We start from the raw sequence: 19,263 nt of genomic DNA on the forward strand, positions 1-19,263 counted from the left end.
CCCCCCTAAAGCCCGAGATGTTTCGCGATGATCATTTTCATTACTTCATTCGTGCCTGCATAAATAGCGCTAACCGGAATGTCGCGATAACGTCTAGCCATTTCGTATTCTTCCATATAGCCATAGCCTCCATGAAGCTGCATTCCTTCCGAAGCGACACGCTTTGCCATTTCCGTAATCCACCATTTTGCCATCGATACGTTGGCCACGACGTCTTTCCCCGCGATATGTTGTTCGATAACATCATCAAGAAACGCGCGCCCTAATGCAATTTCCGTCGCCATTTCCGCGAGCCGGAATTGAACGGTTTGAAATTGGCTAATCGTTTTTCCAAACGCCGTACGCTCTTTCACATATCGTTTCGTTAAGTCAAACATCACTTCTGCCGCTGTTTGCGCAGCGATGGCGACGATAAGCCGCTCTTGTTGTAATTTTTCCATTAAATAATAAAAACCTTTTCCTTCTTCGCCGAGCAAGTTTTCTCCCGGAACTTTCGCGTCGCTAAAAAATAACTCCGCTGTATCTTGAGCATGTAAGCCGACTTTTTCTAGTTTCAGGCCGCGTGTAAATCCCGGTGTTTCTCGTTCGACGACAAGGAGACTCATGCCTTTATGCGGCGGGTTTGCCTGCGGGTTCGTTTTGCAAACGACGATAACTAAATCAGCATGAATACCGTTTGTAATAAACGTTTTTTGCCCGTTAACAATGTAATGGTCGCCTTGTTTCACCGCCGTTGTTTTGATACTTGCTAAATCAGAACCTGCCCCCGGTTCGGTCATCGCAATGGCGGTGACGATTTCGCCAGACACACATTTTGGCAACCATTTTTTCTTTTGCTCGTCCGTTCCGTACGACGCAATGTACGGAACGACGATATCGTTATGCAAGCCGATGCCGACAAGGCTTGACCCTACTTTTTCTAACTCTTCATTAATGACGACTGAATAGCCAAAGTCGGCACCAAATCCACCGTATGTTTCGTCTACCCAAGGGCAAAGAAACCCGTTCTCCCCCATTTTCCTCCAAAACTCCCGCGGGATGATTCCTTGTTTTTCCCATTCGGTATAAAACGGACACGCTTCTTTTTGTAAAAATTTGCGGAACGCTTCGCGAAATATATGATGTTCTTCCTGTAAATATGTTGCCATGCTGTCACCACCTTATGATTGCGCCATTTTTTTCATTTGCTCGCGCAATAAAAACTTTTGAATTTTTCCGCTCGCATTGCGTGGCAGTGCATCAATGAAATAATAGGCGCGCGGTCGTTTGTATGGCGCGAGTTTGTCGCTTTGTTTGCAAAACGCCTCTAACTGTTCGGCGCTAAGCGATTCGTCTTTTTTCACAACAAATGCAACGACTTTTTCTCCCCATAGCGCATCCGGTTCGCCAAGTACAGCGACATCAAGCACGCCTTCATGTTCATAAAGCACGTCTTCTACTTCGCGCGGATAGACGTTTTCGCCGCCGCTAATAATCATGTCATCGACGCGATCGGCAACGTATAAATACCCTTCTTCATCCATATAGCCTAAATCGCCGGAATGATACCAGCCTTTATACATCGCTTTTTCCGTCGCATCTTCACGGTTGTAGTAGCCAACCATCATGCACGGGCCTTTGACAATAATTTCGCCGACTTGTCCTGGCGGCAAGATATCATCCGGGTCAGACGGTCCATCTTCGCGCGGTTTGACGATGCGAATTTCATGGTTTAAGCACGCGCGCCCGGCAGATCCCGCTTTCGTTAATTGCTCATCTTCGTATAAGAAAGTCACCGCTGGTCCCATTTCCGTCATGCCGTACGCTTGAATTAAGTCAATGCCTAACCGCTCTTTGCATTCTTTTACAAGCACGGGTGCCATCGGAGCAGCTCCGTATAATCCGATGCGAAGCGACGATAAATCATAATCGGACAATTTTTCTTGCAACAGCATATTCCACATCGTCGGTGCAGCAAATAATATAGTAATTCGCTCTTGCTCGATGACGCTTAACACTTGTTTCGGGTCAAAATGGTGGACGATGACGTTCGTTGCGCCAGCGTGAACACGCGGAAGGAAACAGCAATGCAATTCTGCGCAATGAAACATCGGTGCGGTGACAAGTCCCCGCTCTGTTTCGCGAATGCGCATAACAGAATTGCAAATCAAGCTTTGTTCAATTATGTCGCGATGCCGATGCATCACTCCTTTTGGCCGCCCTGTCGTTCCGCTTGTATACATAATCGCATACAAATCATTTTCGGAAACGTCGATTGCTGGAAGCTCGCTACTTGCGCGTTGGATTTGTTCATGATAGGAAACTGCATACGCTGGTGCTTGCCCATCAATGACCCAAAAAGAAATGTGTGGAAATTCATGATGGATGGCTGTGATTTGTGGTTCAACGGCTTGTTCAAATAGCACGATTTTTGGAGTGGCATCAGCTAAAATGTAAGCGATTTCTTGCGAGCGTAAACGAAAGTTGATTGGGTTGAAGACAGCCCCGATTTTCGCGCACGCAAAAAAAGCAGCCGCCAGTTCTGCCGTATTAAATAACACAGTCGATACGCGATCTCCTTTTCGGACTCCTGCTTCTAAGAAAGCGTTTGCAAGTTGGTCCACTTCTTTTTCCCATGCTTCGTACGTATAACGAAGCCCTGTACGAACATCAACAAGCGCCTCTTTTTTTGGGAATTTCCTTACAGACTGTGAAAATAGTTCTCCAATTGTAATATACAAAATAATCCCTCCTCACTTTTTATATTAATATAAGTAATATTTTTTATTTTCAGATTATATTCTACAAAATAAAAAAGAAACCCTTCTTTCTTACATAAAAAATAAGGAAGGTTTCCCTTCCCGATTTATTCAACAACTAAATCCCTCTCTCGTATGATCATCAATTCTTTTTTGTCATAGCGCCCTTCATGCAACAGGCGCACTGCTTGTTTCCGAATTGCTTTTTCAATCAAATTTCGAATGTAGCGACCGTTACTAAATTTTCTTTGATATCCCCCAGCTAGTAGTTGTTCAATATGTTCGCGCAACTTTCGCTCGGCTTCAGAAGTAAGCTCGTATTCTCTTATATGGAGCATTTGTTTTGCAATTTGTACAAGCTCTTCCGTTGTGTAATCAGGAAATTCGAGCATCAATGGAAAGCGGGAAGGTAATCCTGGATTTAACGACAAAAAATAATCCATTTCAGCTGGATATCCCGCTAAAATAACGACTAAATCATCCGAAAAATCTTCAATTCCTTTTACTAACGTATCAATTGCTTCTTTTCCAAAATCTTTCTCTCCTCCGCGTGCAAGTGAATACGCTTCGTCAATAAATAAAATCCCACCTCGCGCTTTTTTTATTAAATCGCGCGTTTTATTCGCCGTATGTCCAATATATTCCCCAACTAAGTCTGCACGTTCTGCTTCAATAAAGTGTCCTTTAGATAGGACATTCATTTCTAAAAATAACTTTCCAAGAATACGGGCCACTGTTGTTTTCCCTGTCCCAGGATTTCCTTTAAAAATCATATGGAGCGATTGTTTATTCCCTTTCAATCCATTGGCTTGACGTGCTTTATTAATATATAACCATGCGTAAATTTCCTTAATTAATTTTTTCACTTCATTTAACCCGACTAATTCATCTAGCTCTTTTTGAATCTCTTTCAGCACCGCATGTTGATGATAATCAATTCGATTAACCGCTTCTTCTTTCGGCAAGTAATTGACATTTTTCGCGTTAAGCACGATATTAATTTGACTTTTCGTTTGCTTCATCGTCAACTCTGACAAGGCGACGTCACCTCTCCTTCATCGTTGCTTCTTTTATCAATATACGCTGTTGTCGCCCATTTCGTGACAAATGCCTAACGAAAAAAATCGCCCACCGATATGGTGAGCGATTTGGCTTACTCCATTTCAATTTTCACATTTTTTTGAGGTGCAAATGTAGAAATCGCATGTTTATAAATTAATTGTTGTCTTCCATCTACTTCTAATAACACTGTAAAATTGTCAAATCCTTTTACTAAACCACGCAATTGGAATCCATTGAGTAAAAATACAGTAACCGTCGTTTCTTCCTTCCGCAATTGGTTTAAAAACTGATCTTGAATGTTTATTGTGTTTTTCATTACTTCGTCCTCCTCTTTTTCTCTCTACATTACGTCTATATATTCGCTTGAAAGTGAAACTTTCCTTCTATGTAATGCAAAATTTCATTGACTCGCATCTCAAACATTGTGTCATCCGTCATGTCAAACCATTGAACAGGCATTTGATTACGAAACCATGTAAACTGACGTTTCGCATAACGACGAGAGTTTTGTTTCAACTGTTCGATCGCTTCTTCAAGCGTAATTTTTCCATCTAAGTGTGCATATAGCTCTTTATAACCGATCGCTTGAATGGCTTGACAGTCGTGTAAACCTTGATCATACAATCGCTTCACTTCTTCAATCAATCCTTGAGCAATCATTTCATCAACTCGCCGATGAATACGTTCATATAGTTTTTCCCGTTCCATCGTCAATCCAATGAGCGCAACGTTGTAAACAAGTTGCCGTTTTTGTTCTTTTAGCCATTCTGTCATTGTTTTCCCTGTGCAATGGTAAATTTCTAACGCACGTATGACACGGCGAACATTGTTCGGATGGATACGTTCTGCACTTAAAGGATCTATACGTTTCAGTTGTTCATACAGCTTATCAGGCGAATATCGCTCGAGCGACTGACGATACAAGTTGTTTGAAGGTGCATCTGAAAATTGATAATCGTAAATCACAGATTGAATATATAGCCCTGTACCACCAACGATGATCGGAAGCTTTCCGCGTTTTGTTATATCTGTAATGAGCGAACGAGCAAGCGTCTGAAACTCTGCAACAGAAAAAGATTCATGCGGCTCTTTTATATCTAGTAAATGGTGGGGAATACCATCCATTTCTTCTTGACGAATTTTAGCGGTTCCAATATCTAATCCTTTATATACTTGCATCGAGTCTCCATTAATAATTTCTCCATGTAAACGCTTGGCCAACTCTATGCTCATTTTTGTTTTCCCTACAGCCGTTGGACCAATTAACACAACGACTTTCTCTCCCATAAAATACCACTACTTTCCACGCTAATTCACATTTATTTATTATAGACAAACCTTGTGCATTTTATCATCTCATTTTGAAAAATTTCATTCGCAAGCGGACGAAACATATTCGCTTTCTACATGACGCGTTTAAACATTTTTTCTAGCTCATAAGTAGAAAAATGAACAATAATAGGCCGACCGTGCGGGCATGTAAACGGATCGCTCGTTTTCCGCAACGATTCAAGCAACGCAAATATTTCATCGTTGCGCAAAAATTGATTTGCCTTGATGGATTGTTTACAACTCATCATAATCGCTGCTTTTTCTCGGAGTTGCTTAATGTCTACTTTTTTCATCACTAACACTTGCTTAATCATTTCCTCAATAATTGTTGCTTCTTCCCCTTTTGGAAACCATTGAGGATGAGAACGAACAATAAAACTGTTATGGCCAAATGGCTCTAAAAATACACCACACGCAGCTAATTGATCGCGATGACTGTCAATAAGCAAATATTCACTTGATGAATAAGTAAACGTCAGTGGGATAAGCAACGGTTGTAACTCATTTGTGACCATTGCTAATTTTTCGCGAAAATATTCATATTTAATTCGCTCTTGTGCAGCATGTTGATCAATGATGTACAATCCATTTTCATTTTGGGCTAAAATATACGTTCCGTGCATTTGTCCAATCGGATATAGCGGTGGAATGCGTTCTTGATCTATTTCCTCTAGGCTCTCCACATTAGGCGACTCCGTATCCACACCGCTAGCATGTTCTCCGCTTTTCTCTAATACGATTTGTTGGTCTGCTTTTTTTTCTGGCTCACAAGATGAAATCGTTCGCGTTGGAAAAATGTTCGATTCCTTCACAATATGTTCAAAAGAAAACGTCTGTTGCTCTGTCTTCGGTTTTTCTACTTGAGGTACAGTTATCTCAGGAATTAACGTCTTTTTTTGAAACGCTTGGCGAATCGTTTGCTCGACAAGCTCGTTTAACTCGGATTCTTTACTAAAACGCACCTCCAACTTGGCTGGATGAACGTTCACATCTACAAGAAGCGGATCCATAACAATATTTAAAAATGCAATCGGATGCCGTCCAATTGGAAGAAGCGTATGATACCCTTCTTCAATCGCTTTATATAACGAATAGTTTTTAATATATCTTCCATTTACAATCGTTGTCATGTAGTTCCGAGAAGCGCGCGTCACTTCAGGTAAAGCAACGTAGCCGTCAATCGTAAAATCAAGCGTTTCTGCATAAATTGCAACCATTTTTTTCGCAACATCAAATCCGTAAATTGCAGCTGACACTTGCCGCACATCCCCATTTCCGTTCGTATAAAACAGCTGCTTCCCGTTATGTGTTAATCGAAACGAAATATGTGGATGAGCAAGTGCTAAACGATTCATCACATCAACAATATGACCCAGCTCCGTATGAATTGTTTTCATATATTTTAAACGAGCTGGCGTATTGAAAAATAAATGAGAAACCGTGATATCCGTTCCTTTTCGACTGCTCGTCCGACCATGTTGCACAAGCTCTCCACCTTTTAAGACGATCAACGTCCCTGGCCCCTCACCTGTGCTTGACTTTAATTCTAAATGTGAGACCGAAGCAATACTCGGTAATGCCTCTCCTCTAAAACCGAGCGTACGGATTCGGAACAAATCGGACTCATCCTTAATTTTACTTGTTGCATGTCGTTCGAACGCTAAAAAACAGTCTTCCTCTTCTAATCCATCCCCGTTGTCAACGACGCGAATTTTCGCCAATCCCGCTTCTTCTAACTCGACTTCAATGATGGTGCTATGAGCATCAATCGCATTTTCAACAAGTTCCTTTACGACAGAAGCCGGGCGCTCCACAACTTCCCCTGCCGCAATTTTATTCGCTAACGCATCATCAAGCTTGCGAATTTTCCCCACGTTTTCCCTCCTTTCATTTTATTAGCTTTTGAATTTCATATAATTTATTCATCGCTTCAAGCGGTGTCATATCAAGTAAATCGAGTGCCTGAATACGCTTAATCACTTCTTTTTCTTTTTTCGATATATCCGAACGCACTTTGTCATGTTGCTCTTCAAACATGCTTAATTGCTCAAACTTCTCTTTCTTCTCTTTTATGATCGGTGTCGAATTTGATTCAAATTCAAGTAAAATTTGTTCAGCCCGTCGAATCAAATCTAACGGCAACTTAGCTAATTGAGCTACATGAATGCCGTAACTTTTATCCGCTGGACCCTCTTTCATTTTATGCAAAAAGATGACTTCACCATTTTCTTCAATTGCACTCACATGAACGTTTTTTAAGCGTGGCAATCGTTGTTCGAGTGCCGTTAATTCATGATAGTGCGTACTAAATAACGTTTTCGCGCCAATTCGGTCGTGAATGTATTCAATCATGGCTTGGGCGAGCGCCATACCGTCATATGTGGATGTTCCACGACCAATTTCATCAAATAAAATAAGGCTATTTTGTGTCGCGTGAACGATCGCATGACGTGCTTCTAACATCTCCACCATAAATGTACTTTGACCCGCAACTAAATCGTCAGCCGCTCCGATTCTCGTAAACACCTGATCAAAAATCGGCAATACCGCTTCTTCTGCTGGAACAAAACATCCGATTTGCGCCACAATAGCTGTTAATGCAATTTGACGCATGTATGTGCTTTTTCCAGACATATTCGGTCCTGTAATAAGCAATATTTCCCGTTCAGCATTCATATAACAATCGTTTGGAACATAAATATTTGATCCTAATACTTTTTCAATGACAGGATGGCGCCCTTGTTGAATAACAAGACGGCGATCATCGGAAAACTGCGGTTTAGAGTAGTTATATTTTTCGCTAACCGTTGCAAAACATTGTAAAACATCTAATTGGCTTATGTTTTTTGCTAATTTTTGTAAACGAATAATATATTGTTTTACCTGTTCACGTATAGAAACAAACAATTCATATTCTAATTCTATGCTTTTTTCTTCTGCTTCTAAAATAAGTGCCTCTTTTTCTTTCAACTCTTTTGTCACAAAACGTTCAGCATTAGCTAATGTTTGTTTCCGCTCATACCGTCCTTCTGGCAACAAATGCAAGTTGGCTTTTGTTACTTCGATATAGTATCCAAACACTCGATTGTAACCAATCTTTAACGATTTAATTCCTGTTAATTCACGCTCTTTCGCTTCTAACTGCGCAATCCATGTTTTTCCGTTTCGACTAGCATCCCGAAATCGATCTAACGTTTCGTTGTAACCATCTTTAATGATTCCACCCTCCTTCACAGAAAGCGGTGGATTTTCTTCAATCGCTACTTCTAACAATTGGACAAGTTCTTCACATGCATCCAAATGTTGCGCAAATAATTGAACGTTTTCGTCATCAATTTGCATAAGAAGCGTAGCAATCAACGGCACTTGTTTTAACGACTTTTTCAATTGAATTAAATCACGCGCATTAACATTTCCAAATGCCACACGCCCAGCGAGTCTCTCTAAATCATATACACCGCGCAAATATTCGCGTAATTCTTGTCGCTCGAAATAGTGCACTAGTAACTGTTCAACAAGATGTAACCGATGTTCAATGCTTTGACGGTCTAATAGCGGGCGATCAATCCATTGCTTAAGCAGGCGACCACCCATTGCTGTCATTGTTTCATCAAGAAGCCAAAAAAGCGAACCCATTTTACCTTTTGTGCGCATCGTTTCCGTTAACTCTAAATTTCGTTTGGAATATACATCCATTTTCATATATGCATCGACTTCATACAATTCTACTCGCTGTAAATGAGCTAAACTCCGCTTTTGTGTTTTTATTAAATAATTTAATAATCTTCCAAACGTCACAAGTAATTTCTCTTGTTTCAAATGAGAAACAACGGATTCACACACAGGTGGAATCATTGTTTCATCTTCACATGAAATCGTAAGAGCATATCGTTCTTGTAGGGATTTCCATTGCTCTGTAGACGTCGTCGCAACAACAATTTCTTTTGTGCCAATGGAATAAATTTCATTGAACACATCTTCAAACGAATGAAGAAGCGTGATGCGACTTTCCCCGGTCGTTAAATCTGTATACGCGAGTCCGTACGTACCGTCTTCAAATGACGTCAATGAGGCTAAATAGTTATTTGCTTTCTCTTCAAGTTGTTTCCCTTCCATGACCGTTCCAGGTGTAATGAGTTGTACGACTTCTCGGCGCACTACCCCTTTCGCTGTTTTTGGATCTTCGACTTGTTCGCAAATCGCAACTTTATAGCCTTTCTCAATCAAACGTTCGATGTACATAGTAGCTGAATGATAAGGCACCCCGCACATCGGTACGCGCTCTTCGCCTCCACCGTCACGACTTGTCAGAGTAATTTCTAACTCTTGAGACGCTTTAATTGCATCTTCAAAAAACATTTCGTAAAAATCACCGAGGCGAAAAAACAGAAAAGCATCTTTATATTGTGACTTAATCGCTAAATATTGCTGAATCATCGGTGTATAAGCCATGATCTTTCCTCCAACGTTCGAAATATTGACTTCAATTATTATAACAAAAATAAAAACTAGGAAGAACAAACTTCCTAGTTTTTATTACTTTCTTCTTGAAGAAGCTCTTCATCTAACTTCTCTAATTCCGCCTCAATATCTTCATCTATTTCGTCTGATGATGTATCGACGACTGCAATACGTACTTTTGTTTCCCCGATGACTTCTGCAACAAACTCTCGCTCTACTTCAACAGTTACTTTATTTCCGTTTGGAGCAATCGTACATTCTAAACAATTTGGTTGTTGAACAACGCGCGCGATCACTTCTTGTTCTTCACTAATGAGTTCTTCGTTACGATACTTTAACGGAATCACATCGGTGTACGATACCGTCTCTGTAAGCACTTCCGTTTTTGTATTATCGTTGTACGAATACCAAACGTTCACATCATACTTGCCATGAATTTCAACATGGCGATCTACCTTTTTTGCCTCGTACCGATGATTAATAATCCAGCAACCAAGCACGCTCGTTGGGCGATGTTGAGCGGAAACTGTATGTGTCGATTGCGTAAACTTTCGACCTTTTCCTACAACGGCCTTTGTAATAATTTCTCTGTATTGGGACATGAAGCAAACCCTCCTCAAAAATGCATTGTTCATTTTATCCTATGCACTAAAAACATAAAAGTGTACAAAAAAAACAATCATTCCGTATAGTTCATTGTATGCAACTCATTCGAAATATGTACAAAAAACATAGAAAAGAGCCCATATAAAATGGACTCTTTAATGACAATGGCCACAATGGCTATGTTTCACTTGAGCGCCTGTTTCTCCTCGTAATACATCTCCGCCCGTCGATGTAATAATTTCATCTGTTACTGTCTTTGAAATAGTGGAAGCAACAAGTTGCAATAAATCGTTAATTTCTACTTGCGATTGTTTAAATTGTTCTACAATCGGGATTTCTGAGAGCTGTTCGTAAATGTCATCAATTTCCGCTTCTACTTTTTTTAATGCTTCAATTTTACCGTAATGTTGCAAATTTACAGCTTGTTTTTGTAATGATTTAATTTTAGCAATCATCGTGCGCACTTTTTCATTTTCATGAATTTTCGCTTCTGCTTGTTTAAAAATCTCTACTTCTTCTGTTTCAGCAATCATTTTAGCTAATTCTTTTGCTTTTTGTACAATGTCATCTTTCGTATATTTCGCCACGTTATTTCACCTCAATCGCTTCTTCTACCATTTCTCCGTTTAACGTCCACGTTTTCGCTTCGGTAATTCGTACTTTTACAAGTTGACCAATTGCTGACTTTGGCCCGATGAAGTTGACGAGTTTGTTTTTACGTGTATATCCAGCGAGAACATTCGGGTTGTTTTTACTTTCCCCTTCTACTAATACTTCGACAACCTGTCCCTCATATTCCTTCATCTTTTTCGCAGAAATTTCGTTCACTAATGCATTTAATCGTTGTAAACGTTCTTTTTTCACTTCCATCGGTACGTTGTCGACCATTTTTGCTGCTGGCGTTCCTTCCCGTGGCGAGTAAATGAACGTAAATGCAGAATCAAATTCAACCTCCCGATATAGCGACAACGTTTCTTCAAATTGTTCATCCGTTTCATTCGGGAACCCGACGATGATGTCTGTTGTGAGCGCTACACCAGGAATTGCTTCTTTAATTTTGCGGACAAGCTCTAAATATCGTTCGCGTGTATATTTGCGCGCCATCATTTTTAATACTTCACTACTTCCCGATTGAACCGGCAAATGAATATGCTCGACTAAATTTCCACCTTTAGCCAACACTTCGATTAAACGGTCATCAAAATCACGCGGATGGCTTGTTGTGAAACGAATACGTGGAATATCAATTTTACGTAACTCATCCATTAAATCGCCAAGACCATATTTCATATCCGTAAAGTCTTTTCCATACGCATTCACGTTTTGCCCTAGTAACGTAATTTCTTTATATCCTTGTGCTGCTAAATGCCGCACTTCTTGGATAATATCTTCTGGACGACGGCTCCGTTCTTTTCCGCGCGTATACGGAACAATACAGTACGTACAAAATTTATCACAACCGTACATAATATTGACCCACGCTTTAATGTTTCCTTTTCGCACTTTTGGTAAGTTTTCGATGACGTCGCCTTCTTTTGACCATACTTCAACAACCATTTCTTTCGACATGTACGCTTCTTTCAAAATATGCGGAAGGCGATGAATATTGTGCGTACCGAAAATCATATCGACGTATTGGAATTGTTTTAAAATTTTATTGACGACTGATTCCTCTTGCGACATACAGCCACATACACCAAGCAATAAATCAGGGTTATTTTGTTTCAATGGCTTTAAGTGACCAATTTCTCCAAATACTTTGTTCTCCGCATTTTCACGAATGGCACACGTATTTAATAAAATGACGTTGGCATCTTCTGGACGATCCGTTGGTTCATAACCGAGCGCCATAAAAATTCCAGCCATCACTTCTGTGTCATGCTCGTTCATTTGACAGCCGTACGTACGAATGTAAAATTTACGACCGTTCCCCATGCCACGAAATTCTTCTGGAATAGAAAAATCTTTATGATATTTCACTTCCTCTTTCCCGCGTTTTTTTGCTTCTTTCAAAGATGGTGGCACAAATACAGTTGAAAAATATTTTTCATAGTCTTGACTTGTTTTTTGCTTTAGACGTTGTAAATTGTCATCCAAAGCGGATTTTTTGTCCGTTGGATGATCGGCTTCAATTTGTGCTGTGTACTGTAAACGTTGCTTTTCGTTCATCGTTATTCTCCTTTCTTTTTTCGTACGTGCACACTAACATAGTATATTATTTTCCGGACTTTTAAACAATGTTTTTCCATAAAAAAGAGGGTGGCCTCTACCACCCTATTTTCTTTCTTACATAAATTCTGCCACAAGTTGATCAAATTTTTCTTTACTAATTGTTAAATCCGCTTCTGTCAGCGGTTTTTCGCTATAACCTGGCACGAGGTCTTGATATGATTTACGCTCTTTATTTTGATAAATAAGCCCTGTAACAAGCCCTTTATGTTTCATTAACGTCTGCATCGCCATTTCGCGATTAGATGGATCATACCCTTCAATAGAACTTAAACTCGTTAAATTGTCTTTAAACCAATCGTATGTGTTCACTTTATTGTACGTGACGCAAGGGCTAAATACGTTAATGAGCGAGAACCCTTTATGCTTCATGCCTTCTTCAATCAATTGCGTCAATTCTTTTAAGTCGCTAGAAAAGCTTTGAGCGACGAACGTTGCTCCTGCAGTTAACGCCATTTCCATAATCGACAACGCCGGTTCAACTGACCCTTGTGGCGTACTTTTCGTTTTAAAGCCCACTTCACTACGCGGTGATGTTTGACCTTTTGTTAAACCGTAGATTTGGTTGTCCATGACGATGTACGTAATGTCGATATTACGACGGATCGCATGAATCGTATGACCCATTCCGATCGCAAATCCATCACCGTCACCACCAGCAGCAATGACAGTCAAGTCACGATTGGCCATTTTCACCCCTTGAGCGATTGGAAGCGCTCGACCGTGCACGCCGTGGAAGCCGTATGAATTAATGTAACCAGAAATACGCCCAGAACAACCAATTCCAGATACAACAACAAGTTCATGTGGTTCAAGTCCAACGTTGGCAGCTGCGCGTTGAATGGCTGCTTGCACAGAGAAGTCACCACAACCTGGACACCAGTTCGGTTTAATGTTATTTCGGAAATCTTTAAATGTCGCCATGTTTAAAACAACTCCTTGCATTTTGTATAAACTTCGTGCGGTAAAAACGGGTTGCCATCATACTTCAACACGTTAAATACTTTCTCAGCATGTCCAACGCTCATTTTTAAAATGTTGGCAAGTTGTCCTGTTGCGTTATTTTCAACAACAACAACTTTTTTCGCTGATTGCACAAGCGGCAACATTTCTTCAGTTGGGAACGGATGAATAAGACGAACGTGTGCATGGTTCACTTTGATACCATCGCGCTCTAAACGTTCCATCGCCTCTTCAATTGCTCCACGAGTGGAGTTAAACCCAACGATTAATAAATCTGCTTCTTCATGCTTCACATGTGTATGAACTGGTGTCGGGAATTGAATATGTTTTAGTTTGCGTAAACGCTTATCCATTTGTGCAATACGGTTCGCTGCTACTTCAGAAGGACGACCTGTTTCATCGTGCTCAACACCTGTCACATGGTGAATACCGTTTTTCATTCCAGGCAACACACGTGGTGACACGCCGTCTTCTGTCACTTCATATCGTTTAAAACAACCTTTGTCTGGAATTTCAGGCAGTTCTCCTGTGACAAGCTTGCCGCGACGAATTTCAATTTTGTCGTATTCTAGCGGTTCTACCGTTTGCTTTCCTAACGAAAGTTGTAAGTCTGTTAAAACGATGACTGGGCATTGATACTCTTCTGCAATATTAAACGCTTCGACCATATCGTAAAACGCTTCTTGTACAGTACTTGGGGCGATGACTACTTTCGGAATCTCTCCATGTGTACCGTAAATCATTGCCATTAAATCTGACTGCTCTTGTTTCGTTGGAAGACCTGTGCTTGGACCACCGCGTTGCGTATCAACAATGACAATTGGTGTTTCTGTAATTCCAGCTAATCCGATCGCTTCCATCATAAGCGAAAGACCAGGTCCAGCTGAGGCTGTCAACGTACGTACACCCGCATAGTTTGCGCCAATAGCCATCGTACAAGCTGCGATTTCATCTTCTGTTTGAATGACCGTGCCACCGAACTGTGGAAGCTTTTTAATTAAGTATTCCATAATTTCAGATGCTGGCGTAATTGGGTAAGCTGCCATAAAACGAGCACCACCAGCAAGTGCGCCGAGCGCAATCGCGTCGTTCCCAATCATAAACATTCTCTTTTTGCCATCTGCTTTATCAAGTTGCATTAATTGAATGTTGTCACCAAGTTGTTCTCGCATAAACTGAGCGCCCGCTCTGATCGCTTCCATGTTTTTAGCAACGACTTGTTCACCTTTGCGACCGAAAATCTCCTGAACGACCCCTTCATATACGCTAATGTCGAGACCGAGTACTGCGCTAGAAGCTCCGACTGCAACCATGTTTTTCATTAACGCTGTTCCTAATTCTGTTGCAATATCTGTAAATGGAACCGCATACAACGTAGCTTTTGACTCATCTGGAATCGTCGGATTAAACTTCGCGTCTGCAATGACGATCCCACCTTGACGCAACTCGTGAAAGTTAAAATCAATCGTCTCTTGGTCAAAAGCTACTAATATATCAAGATCATCGGCAATCGAACGAACTTGTGTTGTGCTAACACGAATTTTATTGTTCGTGTGACCACCTTTAATTCGAGATGAAAAGTGGCGATAACCGTATAAATAGTAGCCTAGTCGGTTGAGCGCAATGGAGAATATCTCTCCCGTACTTTCAATACCTTCCCCTTGTTGTCCTCCAACTTTCCATGAAAGTTGACTAATCATGTCTTACACCCCTTTAAAGTTCCATCAATTGTGACGTAACATTGTACGATTATAAGTGTAGCACTTTTCCAAAAAAAGCTCTACCATTTCGCTTAATAAATTTTTTGAAAAATTTCATATACTAAACGCTTTCATTCTAGCCCTATCGCAAAAAAATTGCAACATATTTGTTACAAAAATGTGAATTTTTCTTCCGATTTTTTATTGAGGAATTCGCTCATAAAAATTGCAAAACAAAAATTTTCTCACTTGCTCTTCTTTAAAATGTTTTAGCAGCTCATCAATGAAATAAGTGTAATGAGAAACCTTCGCCAATTGATCGACTGTTTCAAAAATGCCATCAAAATCAGAACCAAAACCGATGTGATTTTCCCCGCCTAATGAACAAATATGGTCGATATGACGCAATACATCTGTTACCGTCGTCGTTTGGGTGTCATGACGTAAAAACTGTGGAACAAACGTCACACCAATGACTCCGTTTTTCTTAATAAGGGCTTGAATTTGATCATCACGCAAATTGCGCGGATGCGGGCAAAGAGTATACGCATTTGAATGTGAAGCAATCGGATAATGAGCTAATTCAATGACATCCCAAAACGCTCGTTCACTTAAATGTGACACATCTGTCCAACATTGTTGTTCGTTCAATAAACGAACAACTTCTTTCCCAAATTTCGTTAACCCTCCCCCTCGTTGCTCGAGTGCCCCATCCGCTACCATATTCGCATCATTCCACGTTAAACCGACAGAACGAACACCGAGTCGAAGAAGTGTGCGCAACTGCGTTAAACTTTCCCCAATGGCCTCACACCCTTCTAATGTGAGCATCGCCCCAATTTCATTCGGCTGCAACTGATCAATTTCTTTTTTTGAACGAACAACTTTCATATTCGGCTGTGATACAACCTTCTCATAAAAATAATCAATCATCTCTAAAGCTACAAAAAAACGCGACTCAGGTCTTACATGTTTCGGGATATAAATCGCAAACCCCTGTACAGTTACACCAGCCTGCTTTAGTCCATCATATGTTACATGTAATGATGGGCTTTGTTCGAATGATAAATCTTGATCACAAAATATTTGATATAACACATCACAATGAGCATCAAATATACGCACAATCATCCCTCCACAAAAATAACCTGTTTGCTTGTGTAGCAAACAGGTTTATGTGTATTAACGCGGCTCCACAATAAGCTTAATTGCTGTCCGCTCTTCCCCGTCAATTTGAATGTCCGTAAATGCAGGAATACAAATAAGATCAACTCCACTCGGTGCTACAAATCCTCGCGCGATCGCTACTGCCTTAACGGCTTGATTTAATGCACCTGCGCCAATTGCTTGAATTTCAGCTGCACCGCGTTCTCTCAACACGCCTGCAAGTGCACCAGCTACGGAATTAGGATTAGACTTTGCTGAAACTTTTAATATTTCCATTTCTAGCTCCTCCTCGTTTCTAACAATTGCTTGTAAAAAAGTTGTACTGTTCATTATATATTCGTTGCTATTTGCTTGTATTCCTGCTACCATATATATTTTTTCTGAAAAATCTTAAAAGAGGAACTAGTCAAAATACGGGTGGTCGTCATTGATCATAATCCGTTGAATCGATTTCGTTTTTCCACTTTTTTCATCTACCTCAATGAGCACAGCATTCAACTGCGCGCGACCTGCTGTCACTTCAAAACGAACCGGTAAACCCGTTAAAAATTTGCGTAATACCGCCTCACGATCCACCCCTAAAATTCCATCATAAGGACCCGTCATACCGACATCGGTAATATAACCTGTTCCGTTTGGCAAAATGCGTGAGTCAGCCGTTTGGACATGTGTATGCGTACCAACAACAGCGCTTACTCGCCCATCTAAATACCATCCCATCGCTTGTTTCTCGCTCGTTGCTTCCGCATGAAAATCAACAAGAATGACAGGAGTTCGCGCGAGCGCCGTTTCTACTAATTCATCTGCTTTTTTAAATGGGCAATCAATCGCTGGCAAAAACGTTCTTCCTTGTAAATTAATCACTGCGACTTCATATCCTTCTACTTGAATAAACACAATCCCTTTTCCAGGTGTACCTGTTGGAAAATTTGCCGGACGAACAAGTACTTTCGCTTGATCAATAAATTCGAAAACTTCACGATTATCCCACGAATGATTTCCAAGCGTCACCACATGTACTCCCATCTCTAAAAAACGGCGATATATTTTTTCAGTCATCCCTTTCCCACCAGCAGCATTTTCGCCGTTAACAACAATCACGTGTGGCTTATGTTTCGCCTTTAGTTTCGGGACGTATTCATCAACCATCTTTCTCCCCGGCTGTCCAACAACATCACCGATAAATAATATTTTCATCGTATTACCCTTTCTATACTCATGATCTCTATTTTTCAGTTTCGCACAAAATAAAGCGTTTATCAATACGAAAAAGCTACCCCATATGAGGAGTAGCTTTTATTTTGCATATTCCACAGCCCGCGTTTCACGAATGACAGTAACTTTAATATGACCTGGATAGTCAAGTTCTTCTTCAATGCGCTTGCGAATATCACGTGCCAAACGATGCGCTTCCAAGTCATCAATTAGGTCTGGCTTGACCATAATACGGATTTCACGCCCTGCTTGAATGGCATATGACTTTTCGACACCTTCATATGACTCAGCGATTTCTTCAAGCTTCTCTAGGCGACGAATATAGTTTTCTAACGTCTCGCTTCGAGCTCCCGGACGAGCAGCAGATAACGCGTCTGCAGCAGCTACAAGAACAGCGATAATAGACGTTGGTTCCGTATCACCATGATGGGAAGCGATACTGTTAATGACAACCGGATGCTCTTTATACTTAGTTGCTAACTCTACACCAATTTCAACATGGCTTCCTTCGACCTCATGGTCAACTGCTTTTCCGATGTCATGAAGAAGACCTGCTCGTCTTGCAAGCATCTCATCCTCTCCTAACTCAGCTGCCATTAAGCCAGCTAAGTATGCGACTTCCATCGAATGTTTAAGGACATTTTGTCCGTAGCTTGTACGGAACTTTAATCGCCCTAAAATTTTAATTAAATCTGGGTGCAATCCGTGAACACCAACTTCGAACGTTGTTTGTTCTCCGACTTCACGAATATGCTCATCCACTTCTCTTCTCGCTTTTTCGACCATTTCTTCAATTCGCGCCGGATGAATACGCCCGTCTTGAACAAGCTTATCTAACGCGATGCGGGCCGTTTCACGACGGATCGGGTCAAAACCAGATAAAATGACTGCTTCCGGCGTGTCATCAATGATGAGATCAATACCTGTTAACGTTTCTAACGTACGAATGTTTCGTCCTTCACGTCCGATAATTCGACCTTTCATTTCGTCATTTGGCAAGTTCACAACAGATACAGTCGTTTCTGCTACATGATCAGCAGCACAGCGTTGAATAGCAAGCGACAAAATTTCTTTTGCTTTTTTATCAGCTTCTTCTTTCACCTTCGTCTCTGCTTCTTTGACCATGAGCGCGATTTCATGAGAGAGTTCTTTCTCTACACGGTCTAAAATGATTTGCCGTGCTTCTTCACGCGTTAAATTAGAAATGCGCTCAAGTTCTACTTGTTCTTTTCGAACGAGTTCTTCCACTTTGCTTTCCATCTCTTCAATATGCTGTTGTCTTTCATTGAGAGAATTCTCTTTTTTCTCAAGCAACGCTTCTCGTTTGTTTAAAGATTCGTCCTTTCGATCAAGATTCTCTTCCTTTTGCAACAAGCGATTTTCCTGTTTTTGTAATTCGCTTCTTCGTTCGCGAATTTCCCGTTCTGCTTCCACACGAAGTTTGTGAATTTCATCCTTTGCTTCAAGGAGAGCCTCTTTTTTCAATGCGTCTGCTTCTCGTTTCGCTTCTTCGATCATTTGCTTGGCAGCTGCTTGTGCACCACCAATTTTTGCCTCGGCAATGGATTTACGAACAAAAAAGCCAACAACTGCACCGACGACTAGGGCAAGCAAAGCGGAGATGATCGTTTCACCCATTGTCCTCACCTCCTCTTGCTATAAATTCGTTACTTCATCAATGTCGGCATGTACATTGCAATCATTCAACATACACTTCAAAATTGTCAAATATACATGTACATTTTAAAGGTGACCTTCCATATTGTCAAGGCTTGTCATTGTGGGAAAGG

At 40.8% G+C, this 19,263-nt stretch carries 16 protein-coding genes; all 16 read right to left on the bottom strand.

Going from position 1 to position 19,263, the window contains the following annotated elements:
- Positions 1–5 precede the first annotated feature (5 nt).
- The 16 genes from ACYQY7_RS04420 to rny all read right to left on the bottom strand — a co-directional run bounded on the left by ACYQY7_RS04420 (position 6) and on the right by rny (position 19,111).
- On the bottom strand, positions 6–1,148 hold the full coding sequence (locus ACYQY7_RS04420; protein WP_461200908.1) for an acyl-CoA dehydrogenase family protein: 1,143 nt from the start codon (positions 1,146–1,148) through the stop codon (positions 6–8).
- A gap of 12 nt (positions 1,149–1,160) precedes the next feature.
- Positions 1,161–2,720 carry a fatty acid--CoA ligase gene (locus tag ACYQY7_RS04425; RefSeq protein ID WP_461200909.1) on the bottom strand — a complete coding sequence of 520 codons (1,560 nt, stop codon included), beginning with the start codon at positions 2,718–2,720 and terminating at the stop codon, positions 1,161–1,163.
- 125 nt (positions 2,721–2,845) lie between these two features.
- Entirely contained in the window at positions 2,846–3,775 is a 930-nt protein-coding gene (gene spoVK, locus ACYQY7_RS04430) for a stage V sporulation protein K (RefSeq protein WP_461200910.1), read from the bottom strand.
- A gap of 116 nt (positions 3,776–3,891) precedes the next feature.
- Complete coding sequence (gene hfq, locus ACYQY7_RS04435; protein ID WP_009362664.1) at positions 3,892–4,116, bottom strand: RNA chaperone Hfq; 225 nt, start codon at positions 4,114–4,116, stop codon at positions 3,892–3,894.
- 35 nt (positions 4,117–4,151) lie between these two features.
- Complete coding sequence (gene miaA, locus ACYQY7_RS04440) at positions 4,152–5,087, bottom strand: tRNA (adenosine(37)-N6)-dimethylallyltransferase MiaA (RefSeq protein ID WP_461200911.1); 936 nt, start codon at positions 5,085–5,087, stop codon at positions 4,152–4,154.
- Positions 5,088–5,203: 116 nt separating this feature from the next.
- Positions 5,204–7,006, bottom strand: a complete 1,803-nt coding sequence (mutL, locus tag ACYQY7_RS04445; RefSeq protein ID WP_461200912.1) for a DNA mismatch repair endonuclease MutL — start codon at positions 7,004–7,006, stop codon at positions 5,204–5,206.
- Positions 7,007–7,019: 13 nt separating this feature from the next.
- On the bottom strand, positions 7,020–9,584 hold the full coding sequence (gene mutS, locus ACYQY7_RS04450) for a DNA mismatch repair protein MutS (RefSeq protein WP_461200913.1): 2,565 nt from the start codon (positions 9,582–9,584) through the stop codon (positions 7,020–7,022).
- A 74-nt stretch (positions 9,585–9,658) separates the two neighbouring features.
- Entirely contained in the window at positions 9,659–10,195 is a 537-nt protein-coding gene (locus ACYQY7_RS04455) for an outer spore coat protein CotE (RefSeq protein WP_461200914.1), read from the bottom strand.
- A 159-nt stretch (positions 10,196–10,354) separates the two neighbouring features.
- Positions 10,355–10,786, bottom strand: a complete 432-nt coding sequence (locus ACYQY7_RS04460; protein ID WP_461200915.1) for a YlbF/YmcA family competence regulator — start codon at positions 10,784–10,786, stop codon at positions 10,355–10,357.
- 1 nt (position 10,787) lies between these two features.
- A complete protein-coding gene (gene miaB, locus ACYQY7_RS04465) occupies positions 10,788–12,368 on the bottom strand; it encodes a tRNA (N6-isopentenyl adenosine(37)-C2)-methylthiotransferase MiaB (RefSeq protein WP_461200916.1) in 1,581 nt (526 codons plus the stop codon).
- Between the two features lie 117 nt (positions 12,369–12,485).
- Complete coding sequence (locus ACYQY7_RS04470; RefSeq protein ID WP_021094607.1) at positions 12,486–13,352, bottom strand: 2-oxoacid:ferredoxin oxidoreductase subunit beta; 867 nt, start codon at positions 13,350–13,352, stop codon at positions 12,486–12,488.
- Between the two features lie 2 nt (positions 13,353–13,354).
- Positions 13,355–15,091 carry a 2-oxoacid:acceptor oxidoreductase subunit alpha gene (locus ACYQY7_RS04475; RefSeq protein WP_461200917.1) on the bottom strand — a complete coding sequence of 579 codons (1,737 nt, stop codon included), beginning with the start codon at positions 15,089–15,091 and terminating at the stop codon, positions 13,355–13,357.
- Positions 15,092–15,292: 201 nt separating this feature from the next.
- A complete protein-coding gene (locus ACYQY7_RS04480) occupies positions 15,293–16,222 on the bottom strand; it encodes a dipeptidase (RefSeq protein WP_461200918.1) in 930 nt (309 codons plus the stop codon).
- Positions 16,223–16,273: 51 nt separating this feature from the next.
- Positions 16,274–16,534 carry a stage V sporulation protein SpoVS gene (spoVS, locus tag ACYQY7_RS04485; protein WP_003181955.1) on the bottom strand — a complete coding sequence of 87 codons (261 nt, stop codon included), beginning with the start codon at positions 16,532–16,534 and terminating at the stop codon, positions 16,274–16,276.
- Between the two features lie 126 nt (positions 16,535–16,660).
- A complete protein-coding gene (locus ACYQY7_RS04490; protein ID WP_461200919.1) occupies positions 16,661–17,455 on the bottom strand; it encodes a TIGR00282 family metallophosphoesterase in 795 nt (264 codons plus the stop codon).
- A gap of 99 nt (positions 17,456–17,554) precedes the next feature.
- Positions 17,555–19,111, bottom strand: coding sequence for a ribonuclease Y (rny, locus tag ACYQY7_RS04495; RefSeq protein ID WP_461200920.1), 1,557 nt, complete (start codon positions 19,109–19,111; stop codon positions 17,555–17,557).
- Positions 19,112–19,263: the final 152 nt, after the last annotated feature.

The organism is Anoxybacillus sp. TBDG-1 (assembly GCF_054815885.1).